This is a genomic window from Streptoverticillium reticulum, from assembly GCF_047456005.1.
Classification (GTDB): Bacteria; Actinomycetota; Actinomycetes; order Streptomycetales; family Streptomycetaceae; genus Streptomyces; species Streptomyces reticulum.
In genome coordinates, this window is sequence record NZ_CP179755.1 from 6,329,553 (window position 1) to 6,350,372 (window position 20,820).

Below are 20,820 nucleotides of genomic sequence, written 5' to 3' on the forward strand. Positions count from 1 at the left end.
GGGAGTGTTCTTTGGCCTTGAGAGCGATCAGGTGGTGGTATTCTGCTGCACCCTTCAGGCATCAAACGTTCGACGGAAGATACTGACAGACGTCTCCACCGTCTTGCAGCCGACCTCCATGCCTCCCGTAGATGCCATCTTTTACTTTACAGAGGCGGATATAAGTGTAAGTCGCAGGCATGAAATCACTCAAGAAGTTCTAGCGCAGCATGGCGTAAGGCTAGAGATTATCGATGGTAACTCTATAGCCGAAATGCTTTCCGAACCCGAGCTGCTCTGGATCGCACGAGAGTACCTCAATGTCTCGACTGAGCTCGTAAATGGCATGCACGAATCAGGCCCCGTGGATCGAATTCTGAGAACCGGCTCTGTGGTCGTACGATCACTCTTTGAGCTGGACCCTATTCGAGATCTCGGAGTTCATCCTCCCATGCAGTTGGATGAGTGGGTTGGGATAACCCCATACGTTCGGCGCTCCGTGGATGATGACCTGGATGCCTTGCTGAGCCAGGGAAGCGGCTTTGTGGTCCTAGAGGGGAACTCGGCTTCCGGTAAGACGAGAACGGCATATGAGGCCCTGGCGAGGAGCGTAGAAGTAGGCGGAGAGCGCGCAATCGTAGTCGCCAAGGATGGAATATCCTTGCGAGCGCTTATTTCAGCCGGTTTCAGGCTGGAGAACACTGTCGTATGGCTAGACGATCTCGAAAAGTTCGTCGGGGCTGACGGCTTGGACGAGGGCCTTATCCGCCTATTTAGCGGAAGTGGTGTTCTTTTTGTGGCGACACTTCGTTCTGCCGCGAAGGGGGCCATGGCATCGGCCACGGCGGGTACTCCGGGACGCTCACTTTCAACCATATCTAAAGCGGTCATGGCGGGTGCTACTAGAATTCGCATAGACCGAACCCTAAAAGATGAAGAGATCAGGTCGATTGGACGGCAGAGGTCTGACCGTCGCATAAGTATGGCCCTCGATAAATCGGGGCATGCCGGCCTCGCAGAGTTCCTTGCCGCCGGACCGGCCGCGCTTGAACGCTGGCGAGATGGGCAGGATGGTGCCAGTGAAGTGGGGGCGGCACTGATATCTGCTGCGATCGACTTTAGGCGCGCCGGATATTTCTCGCCAATTCCTCAAGAGTGGATTGAGGCCGCTTTCAGCGCATACTTGGACCCTCGCGCAGCGAAGAGAGTGGGACCCGTTCAATTGGGTGACGCGATTTCGTGGGCAACGGAACCACTGCGCGGTGCGAGTTCCTGTCTGGAAGTGGCAGGAGACCGACTCTTTTCTCCATTTGACTATCTTGTAGACCACACGCAAGAGGAAGAAGCTGGCGAGAATCGAATTAGTCGAAATGGTCCTGCCAGGATACTTAAGACGATACCTGACATAATTTGGCATGAGATTCAAGATCGAATCTCATTTGATGATCCCAGCTATATGAGCTGTGTGGCGACGTCGTCTCTGTCGTTTCACCCCGGACTGCTGATGCGCTACGAAGTTCTTGTTGAGAAAGGCGCGATGGCGCCAGAGGAAATGCATGATCCGGGCGTTCTGTTGAATTTCGTACGATCATGCGTTGAGGCCAGCTTGTGTATCCCCTGTCATGTCAGCACTCTTAAGTTGGAGATGAGGGCCGTACTCAAGGTGCTCCTTGATGAATTTAGCACGATCTCCAAAGATGCCCATGTGCGCCCAACTGAATCTCAGATCGTAGCAGTTAGCGGCTTTTATAGTTTGGCAGAGGACGAAGCGAATCTGACGGAGCGTGATTCGCCGATCTTCGAGGCTGCGTCTTATTTCTCCCCCGATAAGTGGGAGGAGGTGGGAAGATTCTTCATGGAGATTGGAGCCCCAATCGAAGGGCGCCTTTGGGTATTGTTTGGTGAGGCGCAAAAGGGGTTGCCTGTTAGGTGGCCAGTCTCCCTCCGAAAGAATCGCGGGTTTATGATTGAGTCGCCAAAGGTTCGAAAGGATGCGGACGGGTCATGAGTGGACAGGTCAGTGGAGCGGCTTTGGGGCGAGTGATCATGGCCCGTTAAGCTGATGGCGAGTCGGGCAGTCTGTGGACCTGCCCGTTAAAGCACGACGTTGGGCCATGATCTTAGAGGCTCGCCCCAAAGTGGCTGCCTAAAGCCGTGGAGCCGACCGCCCCAGCCATAGAGGGTGTTCCCTGACCTTCGCCCGCATGCACGCAGCGGGCCGCCGGGCCCGGCCAGCCGGGGCGGAGACATGATGCAGGCCGGGCTGCTGAGGCGGCCCGCGCCCGCGCCGTGCGCGGGCCTTGAATGAGGTAGAGAAACCCGTAACAGGCCGTCCCGGACGCGGTGGGCTAGGAGATGGCAGTCCGCTCGGCCAACTCGGCTAGGGCCTGGGGGACTCGGGGACTTGAGAGCTGGACCAAGTCTCGGACTACGTCTCGGGCATGGTGATGGGAGTGAACCTGCTCCGGGGTTAGCTGCTCACCTTCGAGGAGGGCGGCTACGGCTTCCCCGACGTGTCGCCGCTGCGCATGAGCTCGCGCCACGTCAATCGCTTCAGGATGCTGAAGTGCCTCGCGGTCGTGAGAACGGCATGCACGCGCTGAGGCACTTCTACGCCTCCGCGCTCCTGGACGCGGGCGAGAGCATCAAGGCTCTGAGTGAGTACCTCGGCCACCACGATCCGAGCTTCACGCTCCGCAAGTACACGCACCTGATGCCGACAAGTGAGACGCGTACTCGGGCCGCTGTGGATCGGGTCTTCAAGAACCAAGGTGATGCTGACGACGGCCCCGATACGGCCCACACGGCTGCCTGAGCGTCTGACCTGCAACTCCATCAGAACAGCCACAACTGACGTGCAGAGCTGTCCCGGGGTGGCTGGCCGGCGGGGTTTCCGCCGGTCGGCCACTCTGGCGTTTACCGGGCGTACTGCGCCACCATGGACGGGTTCGGCATCCACCGGAAGCGGGTGCCGTAACCGGACAAACGGGAGGCGTCATGAGGCTCGGCAAGGCACTCGCCGTCGGGTTCGCTGAAGAGCCCGTGGAGGAGCCCGCGGCGACGGTCGCGGAGGAGCCCCGCGCGGCGGTGCGGCCGGCGGCCGAGGGGCCCGAGAAGGCCGCCGCCGAGGTCCCGGCTCCCGTGGTGCTCGCCGGGCGATGAGGCTGCGGCTTCCGCAGGAACGTCCCGCCGCGCCGCCCACCGGCTACAAGATCGCCTACCCGGTGCTCTCGCACGACGGCACCCGGGCCGGCTTCACGGGGGTCTCCCTCGGCGGCGGTTCCCCGTACGGCGTGCTGGACGACGCCCGTTGTGCGTACGGGCGACGGCACCGCAGCCCCGCGCGCTTCTGCGACTGCGGCTTCCACTGCCTGCACTCCCCGGCCGAGGCGCTCGGCCTGACGTGCACCGGGGCGCACCGGCGGGCCGTGCTGCTCGAAGTCACCGTGCTGGGCGCCTACATCCGCCACGAGCGCGGAATGCGCTACGCGCGCCAGCGCGTGCGCACCGTGCGCGTGGGACCGTGCGGCTGCGGCCGGACCGCCACCCGGTTCTCCGACGCGGGATGGGGGCGGCCCGGCTGGTGGACGGTCGCCGCCGACTGCGGCGGGTGCGGGGCCGGGCTGGGGCGGCCGGGCGTGACGTTCGCGGAGTTCGCCGAACGGGCCGGTTCGGTGACGGTGGTCACCGAACCGGGGGGCCGGAGTGCGGCGCCGGCGAGCGTCACCGAACTGATGGCGGAGGCCGCCATGCTGCAGGCGCGACTGGACTGGTTCCAGGGGCGGTTGGCGCGGGTGGAGGAGTGGGGGGACTGATTTTTTCGTGCCCCGTAAGGGGCGCGGGGAACTGCGCGATCGGCCACGACGCGCCTGCAGTCGAGGTTCTCGGGGCTTCGCCCCGGACCCCCGGGGTGGTGCGTCGGCTGCAGGCCGCCGGTGGCTGGTCGCGCAGTTCCCTGCGCCCCTTACGGGGCGCCGACGGCCTCCTCGTACGTCCTCACCAGCCCCGCCACCCGCTCCTTCGCCGCCCCCCGCAGCGGTGCCCGGACCGGGCCCGCCGGCAGGCCCAGTGTGTTCAGCAGGGCCTTCGCCGTCACCGTGCCCGGCAGGCCCGCCGCCATCATCGCCTCCACCAGCGGCAGCGCCCGCTGGTGGCAGTGCAGCGCTTCCTCGGGCGCACCGCGGTCGTACGCGTCGAGCGCCGCCGCCAGCAGCGGGCCCGCCACGTTGGCGACCGTGCTCACGTAGCCGGCGCCGCCCACCGAGCGCAGCGGGAGGTTCAGTTCCTCGCAGCCCGAGTAGTACGCCAGGCCGGTCTGCGCGATCACCTTCGAGCTGCCCAGCAGGTCGTACGCGCAGTCCTTCACGCCTGCGATCCGCGGGTGCTCCGCCAGCCGCAGCATCGTCGCGGGCTCGATGCGGGTGCCCGTGCGTCCCGGGATGTCGTACAGCATCACCGGCACGCCGACCGCGTCGGCCACCGTCAGGAAGTGCTCCGCGATGTCCTCCTGCGGCGGGCGGCTGTAGTACGGGGTCACCACCAGCACCCCGTGCGCCCCTGCCGCTTCGGCCGCCCGCGCGAGCTCCACGGTGTGGCGGGTGTCGGGCGAGCCGACCCCGGCCGTGATGCGCGCCCGGTCGCCGACGGCCTCGGCGACGGCGCGGATCAGCGCGTTCTTCTCCGCGTCGGTGGTGGTCGGCGACTCACCCGTGGTGCCGCTGAGGACGAGCCCGTCGCAGCCGCCCTCTCCGACGAGACGGTCGGCGAGGCGCTGTGCTCCGTCGAGGTCGAGGGCTCCGTCCGCGGTGAAGGGGGTGACCATGGCACAGACGGTGCGGCCGAAGGGAAGGGCGGGAAGGGCGGTCGGTGCGGTCATCGCAGCACACTCCTGGCACGGGAGAAATCGAGGGCGGTGCGCTCGATTCTGGGTACCCCGGCCGTGCAGGTCCATTGAAATGTTCTCCACTGATTGCTTAGCGACGCTACAGCGGGCGGAGCAGGGCGAAACCCGTCTAGGCTGGGGCACCGTGCGTCCGGTCCACGACGGCCCGTGACGCTGTTCCGCACGAGCGAGGAGACAGCCCCCTGATGTCCGGAGACCGCCCGACCATGCCGCCGGTGCGGCTCCCCTCCGACGCGGAGCTCGCGCGGGACGCGTTGTCCGCGCCGCTGTTCTCCCGCGCCGTGCAGCTCGCACGCTGGGCAGGGGAGGGCACGCCGGTCGGTGCGGGCGGGGAGCTGCTGTCCGGTCAACTCGCCGACGCCGCCGGGCTGCTGGGGATGGCGGACGAGGAGGACGGGCCCGCCTACGCCGCCGAGGCCTGGCAGCTGGCGCTGGACACGGGGCTCGTGGAGTTCACCGAGAGCGAGGACGCGGAGGAGGGCGGCTCCGACGAGCCCTCCGGCACCGCCGTCGCGGGCGAGGAGCTCGCCACGGTCACCTCCGGCAGCCCGCAGGACGTCCTCGACCTGTGGCTCGGCGGTCTGGAGACCGTCCTGGCCGACGCCGCCGCGCCCGACCTGGCCGACCTCGTCGACCAGCTCTCCGAGGACGGCGAGATCGACCTGGACGCGCTCGACTGGAACCCGGAGGACGAGGCCGACTTCCTCGACGGCGTCCTCGGCAACCTCTACCTGCTGACCGCGCTCGGCGAGGGCGCGGCCGACCGGCCCGTGCCGCTGCCGGCGCTCGCCGCCTCCATGATCGTCCCGGACGACATGGACGAGCCCACGGACGACATCCTCGAAGAGGTCTCCGACGCGATGATGCGGCTCGACGACCAGTTCCGGATGCTCGCGCCGACCGGGCTCGTCGCGTACCAGCCCGTCGACGAGGCGCTCATCGAGGAGGTCGACGGCGAGGGCCGCATCCGTGAGTCCGTCGACGGCCTCGCCTCCGAGCTGCCCGAGGAGGAGGACGTCACGCGCTACGGCATGGTCGCCCTCACCCCGCTCGGCCTCTTCGGCGTGCGGGCCCGGATGCTGGACGCCGGGGTCGACGCCCCGGCCGTCGGCGACCTCGCCGAGGAGGACGCGGCCACCCTGCTCGCCGCCCTTCCCGGCCACCCCGCGCACACCACCCGCACGGAGGCCGAACTCTGGCTCGCCCGACGGGAACCGGCGGGCGCGGCCCGCGAACTGCTCGCCGCCGCCCACGGGAACGACGCGGACGCGCCGTCCCGGCGGCTGGCCTGCCAGCAGACCCTCGCCCTGCTGGGCGCCGAGGCGGAGCCCGCGCTGCGCGAGGTCCTCGACGACCCGCAGCTGGGTGGCCTGGCCCGCGTCTGGCTCGCCGAGCACGGCGCGACGGACGTTCCGGAGCCGGGCGAGGAGATGGTCTTCTGGCTGACGATCGACACGATCGCGGCGCAACTGGCCGCCGACGGCGACTCCGAGGAGCTGCGCGCGCTCGTCGAGGGTCTGGTCGGCGGGCACAGCGGCTTCTTCGACGCGGCGTGGCGGGTGGACCACCCGGCGACGGCGGAGGTCCTGGAGGCGATGGGCCGGCTGCACCCGGACAAGAAGGCGGCGAAGGAGGCCCGCAAGGCGGCCTTCAAGGCGCGTTCACGCCACTGAGGTTGGTGTCCCCGCGCCCCGAAGGGGCGCGGGGAACTGCGCGCTCAGCCACGGCCGACCCGCAGCCGAAGAACCGCACAAGCGCTACAGCGCAGCGGCCGCCGGCTTGACCATGTCCCGCACCGTCTTGGCCTTCACGTACTCGCCGATGGCCGTCATCTCCCACTCGCCCGAGTACTGCCGGACGAACTTGCACATCAGGACACCGGTCTTCGGCTCCGAGCCGGTCAGGTCGAAGCGGACCAGCTCCTCGCCGGTCTGCGCGTCGAGCAGTCGGCAGTACGCCTTCGCGACGTCGGTGAACTTCTGGCCGTTGTACGAACTCACCGTGAAGACAAGGCCGGTGACCTCCGGCGGCAGCCCGCCCAGGTGCACCGTGATGCTCTCGTCGTCGCCGGAGCCCTCGCCGGTGAGGTTGTCGCCGGAGTGCTGGACGGCGCCGTTCAGGATCATCAGACGGCCGAAGTAGCAGGCGTCGACCATGCTGCGGTCGGGACCGTAGGCGATGACCGAGGCGTCCAGGTCGATCGCCCGGCGGTGGAAGGCGGGCTCCCAGCCGAGGCCCATGACCACCGAATGCTGCAGCGGCTGCCCGCCCTTGACGAGGGACACCGACTGGTTCTTCTGCAGGCTCACCCGGCCCTTGTCCAGGCTGACCTTGCCGGCCGCGGGCGGGGCGGGCGGCACCGCCGGTACGGGCGGTACGGGCGCCGGGGGCATCGTCTGCACCGGGGGCACCGGCGGCGGGGCCATCACGGGCGCCGGCGCCGCAGGCTGAGCGGGCTGCGCCGGCTCCTCCACGCTCACCCCGAAGTCCGTGGCGATGCCCGCCAGTCCGTCCGCATACCCCTGGCCCACCGCCCGGACCTTCCAGGCGCCGTTGCGCCGGTAGACCTCCACGACGATCAGCGCCGTCTCCGCGCCCAGCTGCGGCGGCGTGAACACGGCCAGCACGCAGCCGTCGTCCGCGCCGCGCACCGTCGCGGTCGGCTCGGTGCCGGCGAAGGTGGCGCCCTGCGCGTCGAGGCTCGCGGTGACGACGACCTTGTCGATGTCCGCCGGGACGGCGGCGGTGTCGACCGTGATGGCATCGGGCGTGCCGGCGGCCGCGGCGCGGTGGGTGACGCCCGGTCCCGCGGGCTGGTTGTAGAAGACGAAGTCGGCGTCCGAGCGCACCTTGCCGTCGGCGGTGAGCAGCAGGCCCGAAACGTCGAGCCGCACCGGAGCGGTGACGTCCACTGTCACGCGCGGGACGGAGAGCGGGATGTTCGAGCCGGGTGTCATAGCGGTCATGCACCATGAACGACCAGCCGGGCTTTACGGTTCCATGACCTGACTTCCGAAGGTGGCCGGGAATATTCGAACCGAGGATTGCTGCTGCAGCTCCCGTCACAAGACGTGATCTTGAACAGGGGGAAGACGCATGTCCAGCGGGACGAACTCGCCCGAGACGCCGGAATCGCCGGAGACCCTCGCGCAGGGCACCGTGGCCGAGGGCTACGAGGCGGTGCGCGAGGTGTTCGAGGAGACGCTCGCCGAGGAGCGCTCCGGGCACTCCGCCCAGCTCGCGGCCTACGTCGACGGCCGCCGGGTCGTGGACCTGTGGGGCGGGCCCGGCATCGCCGGGGACTCGCTCGTGGGCGTCTACTCCTCCACGAAGGGCGCCGCCCACCTCGTCGTCGCGCTCCTCGTCCAGGAGGGCGTCCTGAAGCTGGACGAGAAAGTCGCCCGCTACTGGCCCGAGTTCGGCAGCGCGGGCAAGGAGGACATCACGCTGCGCGAGCTGATGTCCCACCGCGCCGGCGTGATCGGCGTCGAGGGCGGTTTCACGCCGGAGGAGATGGCGGACGACCGCGCGCTCGCCGCCCGGCTCGCCGGACAGCGCCCCTTCTGGCGCCCGGGCAGCGCCTTCGGCTACCACGGCCTCGTGATCGCCGCCCTGACCGGCGAGGTCGTCCTGCGCGCGACCGGGCAGACCATGCACGAGCTCTACGAGTCCCGGATCCGCGCGCCGTACGGCCTCGACCTCTACATGGGCCTGCCCGAGGAGCAGGAGCACCGCTTCCTCAGCACCCAGCCCATGGACCCGACCCCGGAGCAGAAGGCGCTGATGCGGCAGGCGGCGGCCGGGCCGGACAGCCTGCCCGGCATCGCCCTCAACCGCAACCACCCCGTGCACCCCACCGACCTCGAGACCTTCCCCAACTCCCGTGCCGTGCGCGCGGGCGGGAACGCCTCCGCGGCCGGTGTGGGCTCCGCCCGTGGCCTGGCCCGGATGTACGCGGCCGCCATCGGCGAGGTCGACGGCCGTGCACCGCTGCTCACACCGGAGACCGCCGCCGAGTTCGCACAGATCCACTCGCAGGGCCACGACCTGGTCTTCCGCGAGCACTACGCCTTCGGCGTGGGCTTCATCGCCGTCGCGGACGCGATGCCGTTCCTCGGGTCGCGGTCCTTCGGGCACGGGGGCGCCGCCGGTTCACAGGCCTTCGCCGACCCGAGCGCCGGCCTCGGCTTCGGCTACACGCGCCGCCGCTTCGGCTACCCGGAGACGTCGCGGACCCAGTCGAGGCGGCTGGCCGAGGCGGTGCGCCGGGCCGCCGTCAGCGCGGGCTGACGAAACCGCACTCGTAGGCGGCGATGACGGCCTGGGTGCGGTCCCGCACCCCCAACTTGGCCAGAACCGCCGCCACATGCGACTTGACCGTCGCCGCGCCCACGGTCAGCCGTTCGGCGATCTCGGCGTTCGACAGGCCGGCCGCCATCAGCCGCAGCACCTCGGCCTCCCGCTCGGACAGCCGCTCGCGCAGCCGGTCCGCGGTGCCGCGCCCGGCCCGGCCGTCCGCGTGGGCCGCGGCCAGGGCGCGGACGGCGGCGGGGAAGAGCAGCGAGTCGCTGCGCGCCACCATCCGCACGGCCTGGACGAGTTCGTCGGCGCCGGAGCGCTTGAGGAGGAAGCCGGAGGCTCCGACGCGGAGCGCGTCGTAGACGTAGCTGTCGTTCTCGAAGGTGGTGAGGACGACGATCCGGGGCGGCTCTTCCATGCCGGCCAGGATCTGCTCGGTGGCGCGGAGCCCGTCGATCTCGGGCATGCGGACGTCCATGAGGACGACGTCGGGACGCAACTCCCGTACCAGGGGCACGGCCTCGGCCCCCGTGGCGGCCTCCCCGACGACCTCCATGCCGGGTTCCGCGCCGAGGACGGCACGGAGGGCGGTACGGACCAGGCGTTCGTCGTCGGCGAGGACGATGCGTATGGATGACATGGGGTCAGGGTAGGGTGCCGGTCCCACCTCAGCCTCCCAGCGGCAGCCGCACCACCAGCCGCCACACCCCGTCCCGTTCGCCCCACTCGGCACGCCCCCGCAGCAGCCGGGCCCGTTCGGCGATGCCCGGCAGGCCGCGGCCGCCCCCGGTGCGCCGCGTCGTGCCCCCCGGCACCGGGTTCTCCACCGTGACGCACAACGCCCCCTCGTCCAGGGCGAGGTGCAGCCTCACCGGCACACCTCCCGCGTGCCGCACCGCATTCGTCAGCCCCTCCTGCACCATGCGGTACGCCTCCCGCGAGACCGTCGCCGGCACCGCTTCCAGCGTCGGTGTATCCGGTGCGGTGAGGGTCACCGTGCCGCCCGTCGCGCGGGTGCGTTCCACGAGTGCGCCGAGGCCGGCGAGCGTGGGCGCCGGTGCCGTCGGCGTGGGGCCGTCCTCGCGCAGCAGGCCCAGGACGGCGTCCAGTTCGCCGACCGCGTCCCGTGCCGTCTCCTCGATCGCGACGAGCGCCTGCCGGGCGAACCCGGGGTCGGAGTCGAAGACCCTGCGGGCGGCGCCCGCCTGGAGGGTCACCGCGCTCAGCGCGTGACCGACCGAGTCGTGCAGCTCGCGGGCGAGCCGGTTGCGCAGCGCGAGGCGCAGTGCCCGCTCCTCGGCCGCCGCGATCCGCTCGGCCGCCGACGGGCCCAGCAATGCGGGCGCGCAGCGCGTCAGCAGGGCGCCGGCGCCCCACGAGGTGACGAGGATCAGCAGGAACAGCGCCGCTCCGGCCAGCGGGGCCAGCCATATCCACGGCGTGTGCCGGAACGTGCCGAGCCAGGCCCACGGCGCGTGCACGCCGATGAACGGCAGGGCCATCAGGAACACGGCGAACGGCGGCGTGGCCAGCGACATGCCGCTGACGACGCCACCGGCCGCGAGGTGCAGGCCGTAGTAGGCGGCCGTGCGCCCGCGCGAGCCCCAGGACCCGGCCGTACCGGTGGCCAGTTCGGCCTCCGGCACCCCGAGCAGGGTGCGCGCCGCCGCGCACTCCAGCGGGCGGAGCTGGGCGAACACCGCCGTCGAGGCGGCGGCCAGGGGCAGTGCCACGGCGAAGGTCAGAAACGTGGTGCCGGTCGAGGCGAAGAACCCGTGCCCGGTGACGAAGAACGACACCAGGACGTTGGCCAGCAGGTAGTACGGCATCAGCAGGGCACCGCCGAGCAGCAGGTGGGCCCAGCGCAGCCGCGCCCTCCTGCCGGTCAGTGAATTCATGATCACAGCGTAGAACCGCCGTGCTCGGCACGTCATTTGGTGCCGTGGTCGTCCTGAATCGAGTTCATACATACAGAATTGCTCTGCTCCATGCTTCTGCGCGTCGGCCTGGACGGCGGAGCCTCTCGGCCGCAGGGCCGAGACGCCCCTGCCGTGCCCCGTCCTCAGGGCGGAGCGCCGAATCCGCCCTCCGGCGCGCAACCATTCGGCGCCGGCGCTCCCACCAGCCGCGTCGGCGTGGGCCGGGCCGGGTGGGACTGAACGGTCCCCCGCGTCGCGCACCTGGCCGGGGCCGAATCGATGGTGATCGCCGACAGGTGACGCACGCCTCGTACAGTGCATGCATGGACGCGAGTGCGGTGCTGCACATCAAGGGACGGATACTGGTCGGCCCGGACCCCCTGAGCGGGGTGCGCGACGAGATGTGGGTGGTCGGCGGACGGATCACCTTCGACCGGCCGACGGGGACGGCGGACGTCACGACGATCACCGGGTGGGTGCTGCCCGGGCTGGTGGACGCGCACTGCCACGTGGGGCTCGACGCGCACGGCGCGGTCGACGAATCGACCACCGAGAAGCAGGCGTTGACCGAACGGCACGCCGGGGCGCTGCTGCTGCGCGACGCCGGCTCGCCCTCCGACACCCGCTGGATCGACGACCGCGAGGACCTCCCGCGCATCATCCGCGCCGGCCGCCACATCGCCCGTACCCGCCGCTACATCCGCAACTACGCCCACGAGATCGAGCCGGAGGACCTCGTGGCCTACGTGGCGCACGAGGCGCGGCGCGGGGACGGCTGGGTCAAGCTCGTCGGCGACTGGATCGACCGCGAGACCGGCGACCTGGGCGCCTGCTGGCCGCGCGGGGCGGTCGAGGCGGCGATCGCGGAGGCGCACCGGCTGGGCGCGCGCGTCACCGCGCACTGCTTCGCGGAGGAGACGCTCGCGCCGCTGGTCGAGGCCGGGATCGACTGCATCGAGCACGCCACCGGGCTGACCGAGGAGACGATCCCGCTCTTCGCGGAGAGGGGCGTGGCGATCGTCCCCACGCTGGTCAACATCGCGACGTTCCCGCGGCTGGCGGAGGGCGGCGAGCAGAAGTTCCCGCGCTGGGCGGAGCACATGCGGGCCCTGCACGCGCGCCGCTACGCGACGGTGGGTGCGGCGTACGACGCGGGGATCCCGGTGTACGTGGGCACGGACGCGGGCGGTTCGCTGCCGCACGGGCTGGTGGCCCAGGAGGTTGCGGAACTGGTGAAGGCGGGGCTCCCTGCGGGGGCCGCCTTGGCGGCGGCGTCGTGGGGGGCGCGGGAGTGGCTGGGGCGGCCGGGGCTGGAGGAGGGTGCGCCGGCCGACTTCGTCGTGTACGAGGAGGATCCCCGCGCGGATGTACGGGTGTTGGGCGCTCCGCGCCGGGTGGTGCTGCGGGGGCGGGTGGTGGGTTAGAGGGTGCGGGTCCGCTGTGGTTGCTCGCGCAGTTCCTCCCCCAGCTACCGCTGGGGGGACCCCCAGAGGTGCCCCCAGCGCCCCTGACGGGGCGCGGTCACCCCTTTGCCAGGGCCAACGCAAGCGCCTCCGCAAAACGGTCCGACGTCTCGCGGTCGCGGACCGCGATCCGGAGATACTCCGGGCCCAGGCCCGGGAACGTGTCCCCGCGTCGTACGGCAAAACCCAGACTGCGCAGGCGGTTCCGTACCGCCGAGGCGCCCGGCAGGCGAAGCAGCAGGAACGGCCCCGCCGCCGGGCCGCACACCGTCACGGTCGGGAACTCGGTCAACCGGGCCTCCAGATAGGCCCGGTCCGCGGCGACCCCGCACGCCGCCCGACCCGATTCCGCCACGGCCGCCGGCAGGCAACACGCCTCCGCCGCCACCAACGCCGGCGACGACACCGGCCACAACGGCTGCGCCCGCTCCAGCGCGGCCACCGTGTCCGGCGCGGCCAGCACGTAGCCGATGCGCAGGCCCGCCAGCCCCCACGTCTTCGTGAGGCTGCGCAGCACGACCAGCCCGGGCAGATCCGTCCGCGCCGCCAGCGACTCACGCTCGCCCGGCACCGCGTCCATGAACGCCTCGTCCACGACCAGGGTCCGGCCCGGCCGGGCCAGCCGGGCCAGGAGCGCGGCCGGGTGGAGCACGGAGGTGGGGTTGGTGGGGTTGCCCACGACCACCAGGTCCGCGTCCCCCGGCACCGCCCGCGGGTCCAGGCGGAAGCCGTCCGCCGCGTCGAGCACCACCCGCTCCACCGCGTGCCCGGCGTCCCGCAGCGCCGCCTCCGGCTCGGTGAACTGCGGGTGCACGACGACGGCCCGGCGCACGCCGAGCGCCCGGGCCAGCAGCACGAACGCCTCGGCGGCGCCCGCCGTGAGCAGCACCCGCTCCTCCGGCAGCCCGTGCCGCGCGGCCACGGCGCGCCGCGCGGCACGCCCGTCGGGGTAGGAGGCCAGGCCCGTGAGCGAGTCGGCTATGCGCTCGCGCAGCCACTGCGGGGGCGTGCCGGAGCGCACGTTGACCGCGAGGTCGGTCAACTCGGCGCCCGCGCCGCGTACTTCCGCGTCGCCGTGGTGCCGCAGGTCGGGTTCGTGCATGGGGGCCTTCGGAGAGACGGTACGGGGGGCGGCGACGGCCACGGCGCAGGTCGCCCGCGCCGACTTCCGCTTGCCGACCAGCAGGACGCCGCCGGGCCCTGCGCCCAGCAGCGCGGCGGCCTCGGCCACGGACGGTGTCCCGGCCGCGGAGAGGACGGTCCGCGAGGGGTGCGGGGTCGCCTGCGCGGCGAGTTCGTCGGGGGAGTAGACGCGGAGCGGCACGCCGAGCCGCTCGGCGGCGGCGAGCACGGCGGGCTCGTCCGCCTTGGCCTCGACGGTGGCCAGGGCCGCGACGGTGCCGGCGCCGTCGCCGGCCTCGGCCAGGGTACGCCCGGCGAGCGCGAGGATCTCGTCGGCCGTCGTGCCGCGGCGGGCGCCGACGCCGAGGTAGAGGGCGGCGGTCATGCGCGGGCCGCCGCCTGTGCGACGAGGCGGTGGGCCATGGCCGGGGCGCCTGCCCAGTGGGTGTGCAGGTACGAGGCGTGGACGCCGCCGTGGACGAATCCTTCGAGGCGGCGGGCGGGGTGGGTGATGCCCCACGCCGGGGTGTCGGCCGAGGCCGCCGGTTCGACCACCGTGCGGTGGAACTCGTGACCGCGGACGCGGGTGCCCGCGGCGGCCAGGGAGTTGTCCGCGAGGGCCACGGCCTCGCGGTAGCCGAGCGCGAGGCGCTCGGACATCCGGGCGTCGGCGGGCAGGACGCCGCACATCTCCTTGCCGTCGAGGGTGCGGCAGAGGTAGAGGAGGCCGGCGCATTCGGCGACGACGGGCGCGCCGGTCGCCGCGAGGGCGGCGACCTCCTTGCGGAGGGGGGCGTTGGCGGAGAGGTCCGCCACGTGGACCTCGGGGAAGCCACCGCCGATCACCAGGCCGTCGGTGCCGGGGGGCAGGGACTCGTCCCGCAGCGGGTCGAACGTGACGACGTCGGCACCGGCCGCGGTGAGGAGCTCGGCGTGCTCCGTGTACGAGAACGTGAACGCGGCACCGCCGGCGATCGCGATCACGGGGCGCCGGTTCGGGTTGCTGCCGGTGGTCGGGTTGTGCCCACCCGTTCCGCCCTGCGGAACGCCTGCCCACAACCCGGGTGCGGGTACGCGCCCCGAAGGGGCGCGGGGAACTGCGCGATCAGCCACGGACGGCCCGCAGTCGGCGGACCACGCCTCCCCCGGCACCGGCGGCGCGCTCCGCGCCAAGGCCAGCAACCCCTCCAGGTCGCACCCCTCCCGCACCTGGGCCGCCTGAGCCGCGACAGCGGCCACCGCTTCCGTGCGCCGCTCCGCCACCGGGATCAGCCCCAGATGCCGGCTCGGGGTGTTCAACCCCGCAACCCGCCGCAGAGCACCCAGCACCGGCACCCCCGACTCCGCCAGCGCCTCGCGCAAAACGGCCTCGTGGCGGTCCGAGCCGACCTTGTTGAGGATCACCCCGGCCACCCGGACCTCCGGGTCCCAGGACGCGAAGCCGTGCACCAGCGCCGCCACCGACCGCGACTGCGACGACGCGTCCACCACCAGCACCACCGGCGCCTTCAGCAGCTTCGCCACATGCGCCGTCGACGCCAGCTCGCCCTGCCCGCTCGCCCCGTCGTACAGGCCCATCACGCCCTCGACGAGGGCGAGATCGCAGCCCGCGGCCCCGTGCAGGAACAGCGGGGCGATCCGCTCCGGGCCGCACATGTACGCGTCCAGGTTGCGGCCTGGCCGGCCCGTGGCCAGGGCGTGGTAGCCGGGGTCGATGTAGTCCGGCCCCACCTTGTGCGGGGACACCGCGAGCCCGGCGTCCGCGAAGGCCCGCATCAGGCCGGTGGCCACGGTCGTCTTGCCGCTGCCGGACGCCGGGGCGGCGATGACGAGCCGGGGGACGTTCACACTTACCACTCGATGCCCCTCTGGCCCTTCTGGCCCGTGTCCATCGGGTGCTTGACCTTGGACATGTCGGTGACGAGGTCGGCGAAGTCGACCAGCTGCTGCGGGGCGTTGCGCCCGGTGATCACCACGTGCTGGGTGCCGGGGCGGTCGCGCAGCACGGAGACCACCTCGTCGGTGTCGACCCAGCCCCAGTGCATCGGGTAGGCGAACTCGTCGAGCACGTACAGCTTGTACGTCTCCGCCGCCAGGTCCCGCTTGACCTGCTCCCAGCCCTCGCGCGCCGCCTCCTCGCCGGCGGCGAGGTCGCGCTGCACCCAGGACCAGCCCTCGCCCATCTTGTGCCAGGCCACGGTGCCGCCCTCGCCCGAGTCGCCGAGCACGCGCAGCGCCCGCTCCTCGCCGACGCGCCACTTCGCGGACTTCACGAACTGGAACACCCCGATGGGCCACCCCTGGTTCCACGCGCGCAGCGCGAGCCCGAAGGCGGCGGTGGACTTGCCCTTGCCGACGCCGGTGTGGACGAACACCAGCGGCCGGTTGCGGCGCTGGCGCGTGGTGAGCCCGTCGTCGGGCACGACGGTCGGCTGTCCCTGAGGCATTACGCGGCCCTCCTGCTGTTGTCGGTACGTACGGTCCGCACGAGTGCGGAGACATTGTCCGCGCGCAGCTCGTCGAGGGTGACCACCGGGCCGCACAGGGCCCGGCCCAACTCGCCCGCCAGACCGAGCCGTACGGGCCCGGACTCGCAGTCCACGACCACCGAGGCCGTGCCCCCGGCCGCCAGCAGCCCGGCCGCGCGCCGCGCCCGCGGCAGCGGTTCCGGGCCGCCCGTCGCGCGGCCGTCGGTCACCACGACCAGCAGCGGGCGCCGCGACGGGTCGCGCATCCGCTCCACGCGCAGCACCTCGTGGGCCTGCAGCAGGCCCGCGGCCAGCGGGGTGCGGCCACCGGTGGGCAGCTTCTCCAGCCGGGCGGCGCCCGCCTCCACCGACGACGTCGGGGGCAGCGCCAGCGTCGCCTCCGTGCCGCGGAAGGTGATCATGCCGATCTTGTCGCGGCGCTGGTAGGCGTCCATCAGCAGCGACAGCACCGCGCCCTTGACCGCGCCCATCCGCTTCCGGGCCGCCATCGAGCCGGAGGCGTCCACCACGAACAGCACCAGGTTGCCCTCGCGCCCCTCGCGCACCGCCTCCCGCAGGTCGTCGCGGCGGATCACCAGACCCGGGCCGCTGCGCCCGCGCGCCCGCTGGTGCGGGGCGGCCGCCTGCACGGTCGCGGCCAGGTGCAGCCGGGACAGCGCGCCGCGCGGGCGGCGCGCCCCCGTCGTCCGGCCGTGCGCGGTGAGCGCGCGCGAACGGCGCCCGTCGGCGCCCTCGCCGAGGCCGGGCACGTCGAACCGGCGGGTGCGGAACGGCTCCGCCGCGGCGACGGCGGGGGCCTCGGCGGTGTCGCCGCCGTCACCGGGTGCCGGTTCCGGTGCCGAACCCTCCTGTGCGGCCGGGGAGTTCTGCGGCTGCGGGGTGCCGTCCGCCGCCGGGTCCTGCCGCTGGGGCGGCACGTCCTGCGGGGGCTGTCCGCCGTCGTCCGGGCGGCCGCCACCGTCCGGACCGCTGCCGTCCGGGTCGTCGTCCGGGCCCGACGGGTCCGGCTCCGGCTCCGGTTCCGGATCGGGGTCCTCGTCCTCGAACTGCCGCAGGATCTCGTCGAGTTTGTCCTCGTCCAGGCCCGGCGCGTCGAACGGGTTGCGCCGCCTGCGGTGCGGCAGCGACAGCAGCGCGGCCCGGCGCACGTCCTCGGTCGTCACGTCCGTGCGCCCCGCCCAGGCGGCCAGCGCCGTCGCGGTCCGCGCGGTCACGATGTCCGCGCGCATGCCGTCCACCTCGAACCCGGCGCACACGGCCGCGATCCGGCGCAGGGCGCCGTCCCCGAGCCGTACGTCCGGCAGCAGCGCCCGCGCGGCGGCGATGCGCTCGCGCAGGGCGTGCTCCTCCGCGGCCCACTTGGCGGCGAAGGCCGCCGGGTCCTCGTCGTACGCGAGGCGGCGGCGCACGACCTCGACGCGCTCGTCGGTCTCCCGGGAGGCCGCGACCTCGACCGTCAGCCCGAAGCGGTCGAGCAACTGCGGGCGCAGTTCGCCCTCTTCGGGGTTCATGGTGCCGACGAGCAGGAAGCGGGACGCGTGGCGTACGGAGACGCCCTCGCGCTCGACGTAGGAGGCGCCCATGGCGGCGGCGTCGAGGAGGAGGTCGACCAGGTGGTCGTGGAGGAGGTTGACCTCGTCCACGTACAGCACGCCGCGGTGTGCGTCGGCCAGCAGGCCGGGCTCGAAGGACTTCACGCCGTCGGACAGCGCGCGTTCGATGTCGAGCGCGCCGACGAGACGGTCCTCGGAGGCGCCGACGGGCAGCTCGACCACCCGGGCGGGGCGGGTGCCCGCGGGCCCGGTCCCGTGCGGGCCGTCCGGGCACTCGGTGTCGGGCGCGGCCGGGTCGCACGAGAAGCGGCAGCCGGCGACGACGTCGATCGACGGCATCAGGGCCGCGACGCCGCGCACGGCCGTGGACTTGGCGGAGCCCTTCTCGCCGCGGACGAGCACGCCGCCGATGGACGGCGAGATCGCGTTGAGCAGGAGGCCGAGTCGCATGTCGTCCATGCCGACGATGGCGGTGAACGGGTAGGTGGGCGAGGCCATCAGGTACCCCCTTCAAGGGCATGGATCGGGTGGTGCTGCGGGTGCGGGGCGCTCACGGCGCCCCCGGCGGTATGAAGGGCACGCCCACCGGTGCGCCGTCCTCGATGAGGCGCAGCAGCGCATCCGTGTCGGCGTGCTGTTCGATCAAGTCGCCCAGGCGGTCCAGCTGTTCCTCGCGCAGCGCGGCGAAACTCGTGTCCGGTGCCGGGACGAAGTCCCGTCCGGCCGCGCGGGCGACCTCGCGGAGGAACGCGCGGCGGAAGCCGTCACTCTCCAGCGAGCCGTGCCAGTGCGTGCCCCACACCGAGCCCACCCGGCAGCCGTCCAGGAAGGGTTCGCCGTCGAGGACTTCGGCGACACCGTGGTGGATCTCGTAGCCCTCCACCCGTTCGCCCAGCGCCTCGCCCACCGGGCGGGCCAGCGTCTTCTCGACGGCGAACCGCACCCGCACCGGCAGCAGGCCCAGGCCCTCGACCGTGCCGGCCTTCGACTCGACCTCGTCCTCGATGCGTTCGCCCAGCGCCTGGAAGCCGCCGCAGACCCCCAGCACCGGGCGGCCCTCCGCCGCCCGCCGTGCGAGGGCGTCGGCCAGGCCGCGCTCGCGCAGCCAGGCCAGCGCGCGCACCGTGCCGCGGGTGCCGGGCACCACGGCCAGGTCGGCGTCGGCGAGTTCCTCCGGGCGGTCGACGAAGCGGACGATCACACCCGGCTCGGCCGTCAGCGCGTCCACGTCCGTGAAGTTGGACATCAGCGGGACCGCGCACACCGCGACCCGCAGCACGTCGCGCCCGTGCGGCGGGGCCACCACCGACTCCCGCACCGTCCCCCGCAGGGAGACCCTCAGGCCGTCCTCCTCGTCGATGCCCAGGCCGTGCGCGAACGGCAGCACGCCCACCGTGGCCCGGCCGGTCAGGCCGCGCAGCATCTCCAGCCCGGGCTCCAGCAGCGACACGTCGCCGCGGAACTTGTTGACCAGGTAGCCCGCCACGAGCTGCTGGTCCTCCGGGGACAGCAGGGCCGTCGTGCCGAAGAACGAGGCGAACACCCCGCCCCGGTCGATGTCGCCGACGATCACCACGGGCAGCCGGGCGGCCCGCGCGATGCCCATGTTGACGATGTCCGTGCGGCGCAGGTTGATCTCGGCGGGGCTGCCGGCGCCCTCGCAGATCACCGCGTCATGGGTGCGGCGCAACTCCTCCAGGCACTCCGTCACGGTGCCGAACAGCTGCTCCTGGCGGCCCTGGTACTGCTTTTCCCCGGGGGACGACCCCCCAGACCCCCCGAAGTACCCGCGGGCGCTCAGCTCGCCCACCGGCTTTCCCATCAGCACCACTTGGCTGCTGCGGTCGCCACCGGGCTTGAGCAGCACCGGATTCATCAGCGCGCTCGGCTCGACGCGCGCCGCGGCCGCCTGCATGGCCTGCGCCCGGCCTATCTCGGCGCCCTCGCGCGTCACATACGAGTTGAGCGACATGTTCTGCGCCTTGAACGGCGCGACCTTGACGCCCTTGCGGACCAGCCAGCGGCAGATCCCGGCCGTCACCACGCTCTTGCCCGCGTCGGAGGTCGTCCCCGCGACCAGCAGGCCCCCACCCCGCTTACCCACCCGTGCTGCTCCTCTTGACGGTCCCGGTCCTGTTCACGAACACACTGCCCACGTGGCGCCCGGCGACAGCCATGGCGAGGGCCAGCAGCGACACCCGGCGCGAGAGCCGGACGGCCCGTTCGATGTCGGCGGTCTCCACCGGGCGGTTCTCCGCGCCCAGCACCGGCCGGTGCTCGACGCGTCCCGCATAGGCGAGGGTGCCGCCGAGGCGCACCCCGAGGGCCCCGGCGAACGAGGCCTCCACCGGGCCCGCGTTGGGGCTCGGGTGCCGGGACGCGTCGCGCCGGGCCACCCGCCAGGCGCCGCGCGGGTCGGGCCCGGCGAGGACGGCGAGCGCGGCGGTCAGCCGGGCGCCCGGCCAGCCGGCGACGTCGTCGAGCCGGGCCGCGGCCCAGCCGAAGCGGCGGTACCGCGGGGACTTGTGGCCGACCATGGCGTCCAGGGTGTTCACGGCACGGAAGCCCACCAGCCCGGGCACCCCGGCGAGGGCACCCCACACCAGGGCGCCGACGACCGCGTCGGAGGTGTTCTCGGCGACGGACTCCACGACCGCCCGCGCGATCTGCTGCTCGTCCAGGGCCTGCGGGTCGCGCCCGCACAGGTGCGGCAACCGCGCCCGGGCGGCGGCCAGATCGCCCGCATCGAGCGCGGCGCCGACGGCCCGCGCCTCGCGGCCGAGCGACGTGCCGCCCAGGACGGCCCAGGTGGCGGCCGCGGTCAGGGCGACGCCGGCGGTGCGGTGGTGACGGGAGCGGCGGGCGGTACGGGCGAGCAGTCCGGCACCGGCTGCGGCGCCGCCCGCGCAGAGCACGGTGTGCAGGGCTCCGCGGCCGCGGTGGTCGCGCCACAGGCGCTGTTCGACGGCGTGCGCGGCACGGCCGAACGCGGCCACGGGATGGCCCCGTTGCGGATCGCCGAACAGGAGGTCACCGAGGCAGCCGAGCGCGAGTCCGAGGCTTTCGACGGGCACGGTCAGACCGCCGTGGTGA

Annotated in this window: 16 protein-coding genes and 1 pseudogene; 7 read left to right on the forward strand and 10 right to left on the reverse strand. The window is 72.4% G+C overall.

Features of this window, described 5'->3' with window-relative positions; translation table 11 throughout:
• The first annotated feature begins 4 nt into the window (after positions 1–4).
• From ACMATS_RS29150 to ACMATS_RS29165, 4 genes and pseudogenes are all read left to right on the forward strand, one after another.
• A complete protein-coding gene (locus ACMATS_RS29150) occupies positions 5–1,987 on the forward strand; it encodes a hypothetical protein (RefSeq protein ID WP_414169578.1) in 1,983 nt (660 codons plus the stop codon).
• 570 nt (positions 1,988–2,557) lie between these two features.
• Positions 2,558–2,794: pseudogene (locus ACMATS_RS29155) on the forward strand (tyrosine-type recombinase/integrase); the annotation flags it as partial.
• 182 nt (positions 2,795–2,976) lie between these two features.
• Positions 2,977–3,141: a hypothetical protein gene (locus ACMATS_RS29160; protein WP_414169579.1), complete on the forward strand. Its 165-nt coding sequence runs from the start codon at positions 2,977–2,979 to the stop codon at positions 3,139–3,141.
• Positions 3,138–3,794 carry a hypothetical protein gene (locus ACMATS_RS29165; RefSeq protein ID WP_414169580.1) on the forward strand — a complete coding sequence of 219 codons (657 nt, stop codon included), beginning with the start codon at positions 3,138–3,140 and terminating at the stop codon, positions 3,792–3,794. The genes ACMATS_RS29160 and ACMATS_RS29165 overlap by 4 nt, the downstream gene beginning before the upstream one ends.
• A gap of 149 nt (positions 3,795–3,943) precedes the next feature.
• Here ACMATS_RS29165 and dapA read toward each other — a convergent pair whose 3' ends face one another.
• Entirely contained in the window at positions 3,944–4,855 is a 912-nt protein-coding gene (gene dapA, locus ACMATS_RS29170) for a 4-hydroxy-tetrahydrodipicolinate synthase (protein ID WP_414169581.1), read from the reverse strand.
• A gap of 212 nt (positions 4,856–5,067) precedes the next feature.
• Here dapA and ACMATS_RS29175 point away from each other — a divergent pair, with 212 nt between their 5' ends.
• Complete coding sequence (locus ACMATS_RS29175; RefSeq protein ID WP_414169582.1) at positions 5,068–6,555, forward strand: hypothetical protein; 1,488 nt, start codon at positions 5,068–5,070, stop codon at positions 6,553–6,555.
• 84 nt (positions 6,556–6,639) lie between these two features.
• Here the strand turns inward: ACMATS_RS29175 and ACMATS_RS29180 are convergent, their stop codons facing one another.
• A complete protein-coding gene (locus tag ACMATS_RS29180; RefSeq protein WP_414170818.1) occupies positions 6,640–7,839 on the reverse strand; it encodes a TerD family protein in 1,200 nt (399 codons plus the stop codon).
• Between the two features lie 139 nt (positions 7,840–7,978).
• Between ACMATS_RS29180 and ACMATS_RS29185 the strand changes: the two genes are divergently transcribed.
• On the forward strand, positions 7,979–9,172 hold the full coding sequence (locus ACMATS_RS29185; protein WP_390777471.1) for a serine hydrolase domain-containing protein: 1,194 nt from the start codon (positions 7,979–7,981) through the stop codon (positions 9,170–9,172).
• Here ACMATS_RS29185 and ACMATS_RS29190 read toward each other — a convergent pair.
• Both ACMATS_RS29190 and ACMATS_RS29195 read right to left on the reverse strand, forming a co-directional pair.
• Complete coding sequence (locus ACMATS_RS29190; RefSeq protein WP_414169583.1) at positions 9,159–9,821, reverse strand: response regulator; 663 nt, start codon at positions 9,819–9,821, stop codon at positions 9,159–9,161. The genes ACMATS_RS29185 and ACMATS_RS29190 overlap by 14 nt on opposite strands.
• A gap of 28 nt (positions 9,822–9,849) precedes the next feature.
• On the reverse strand, positions 9,850–11,079 hold the full coding sequence (locus ACMATS_RS29195) for a sensor histidine kinase (protein ID WP_414169584.1): 1,230 nt from the start codon (positions 11,077–11,079) through the stop codon (positions 9,850–9,852).
• Between the two features lie 344 nt (positions 11,080–11,423).
• On the opposite strand from ACMATS_RS29195, the gene ACMATS_RS29200 reads away from it, so the two are divergent.
• Positions 11,424–12,524 (forward strand): amidohydrolase family protein, encoded by a 1,101-nt coding sequence (locus ACMATS_RS29200; RefSeq protein ID WP_414169585.1) that lies wholly within the window; start codon positions 11,424–11,426, stop codon positions 12,522–12,524.
• 97 nt (positions 12,525–12,621) lie between these two features.
• Here the strand turns inward: ACMATS_RS29200 and cobC are convergent, their stop codons facing one another.
• The 6 genes from cobC to ACMATS_RS29230 are packed head-to-tail and all read right to left on the reverse strand — an operon-like array spanning position 12,622 to position 20,801.
• A complete protein-coding gene (cobC, locus tag ACMATS_RS29205) occupies positions 12,622–14,070 on the reverse strand; it encodes an Rv2231c family pyridoxal phosphate-dependent protein CobC (RefSeq protein ID WP_414169586.1) in 1,449 nt (482 codons plus the stop codon).
• Complete coding sequence (locus tag ACMATS_RS29210) at positions 14,067–15,533, reverse strand: cobyrinate a,c-diamide synthase (RefSeq protein WP_414169587.1); 1,467 nt, start codon at positions 15,531–15,533, stop codon at positions 14,067–14,069. Before ACMATS_RS29210 ends, cobC begins: the two co-directional genes overlap by 4 nt.
• Positions 15,534–15,535: 2 nt before the next feature.
• Positions 15,536–16,132, reverse strand: coding sequence for a cob(I)yrinic acid a,c-diamide adenosyltransferase (gene cobO, locus ACMATS_RS29215; protein ID WP_414169588.1), 597 nt, complete (start codon positions 16,130–16,132; stop codon positions 15,536–15,538).
• Positions 16,132–18,225, reverse strand: a complete 2,094-nt coding sequence (locus tag ACMATS_RS29220; protein WP_414169589.1) for a putative cobaltochelatase — start codon at positions 18,223–18,225, stop codon at positions 16,132–16,134. Before ACMATS_RS29220 ends, cobO begins: the two co-directional genes overlap by 1 nt.
• A 52-nt stretch (positions 18,226–18,277) precedes the next feature.
• A complete protein-coding gene (locus ACMATS_RS29225; RefSeq protein WP_414169590.1) occupies positions 18,278–19,831 on the reverse strand; it encodes a cobyric acid synthase in 1,554 nt (517 codons plus the stop codon).
• Complete coding sequence (locus ACMATS_RS29230) at positions 19,824–20,801, reverse strand: cobalamin biosynthesis protein (protein WP_414169591.1); 978 nt, start codon at positions 20,799–20,801, stop codon at positions 19,824–19,826. The genes ACMATS_RS29225 and ACMATS_RS29230 overlap by 8 nt, the downstream gene beginning before the upstream one ends.
• Positions 20,802–20,820: the final 19 nt, after the last annotated feature.

Coding starts and splice junctions, on each gene's coding strand:
- ACMATS_RS29160 (WP_414169579.1), top strand. CDS start 2,977: ATGAGGCTCGGCAAGGCACTCGCCGTCGGGTTCGCTGAAGAGCCCGTG.
- ACMATS_RS29165 (WP_414169580.1), top strand. CDS start 3,138: ATGAGGCTGCGGCTTCCGCAGGAACGTCCCGCCGCGCCGCCCACCGGC.
- dapA (WP_414169581.1), bottom strand. CDS start 4,855: ATGACCGCACCGACCGCCCTTCCCGCCCTTCCCTTCGGCCGCACCGTC.
- ACMATS_RS29175 (WP_414169582.1), top strand. CDS start 5,068: ATGTCCGGAGACCGCCCGACCATGCCGCCGGTGCGGCTCCCCTCCGAC.
- ACMATS_RS29180 (WP_414170818.1), bottom strand. CDS start 7,839: ATGACACCCGGCTCGAACATCCCGCTCTCCGTCCCGCGCGTGACAGTG.
- ACMATS_RS29185 (WP_390777471.1), top strand. CDS start 7,979: ATGTCCAGCGGGACGAACTCGCCCGAGACGCCGGAATCGCCGGAGACC.
- ACMATS_RS29190 (WP_414169583.1), bottom strand. CDS start 9,821: ATGTCATCCATACGCATCGTCCTCGCCGACGACGAACGCCTGGTCCGT.
- ACMATS_RS29195 (WP_414169584.1), bottom strand. CDS start 11,079: ATGAATTCACTGACCGGCAGGAGGGCGCGGCTGCGCTGGGCCCACCTG.
- ACMATS_RS29200 (WP_414169585.1), top strand. CDS start 11,424: ATGGACGCGAGTGCGGTGCTGCACATCAAGGGACGGATACTGGTCGGC.
- cobC (WP_414169586.1), bottom strand. CDS start 14,070: ATGACCGCCGCCCTCTACCTCGGCGTCGGCGCCCGCCGCGGCACGACG.
- cobO (WP_414169588.1), bottom strand. CDS start 16,132: ATGCCTCAGGGACAGCCGACCGTCGTGCCCGACGACGGGCTCACCACG.
- ACMATS_RS29220 (WP_414169589.1), bottom strand. CDS start 18,225: ATGGCCTCGCCCACCTACCCGTTCACCGCCATCGTCGGCATGGACGAC.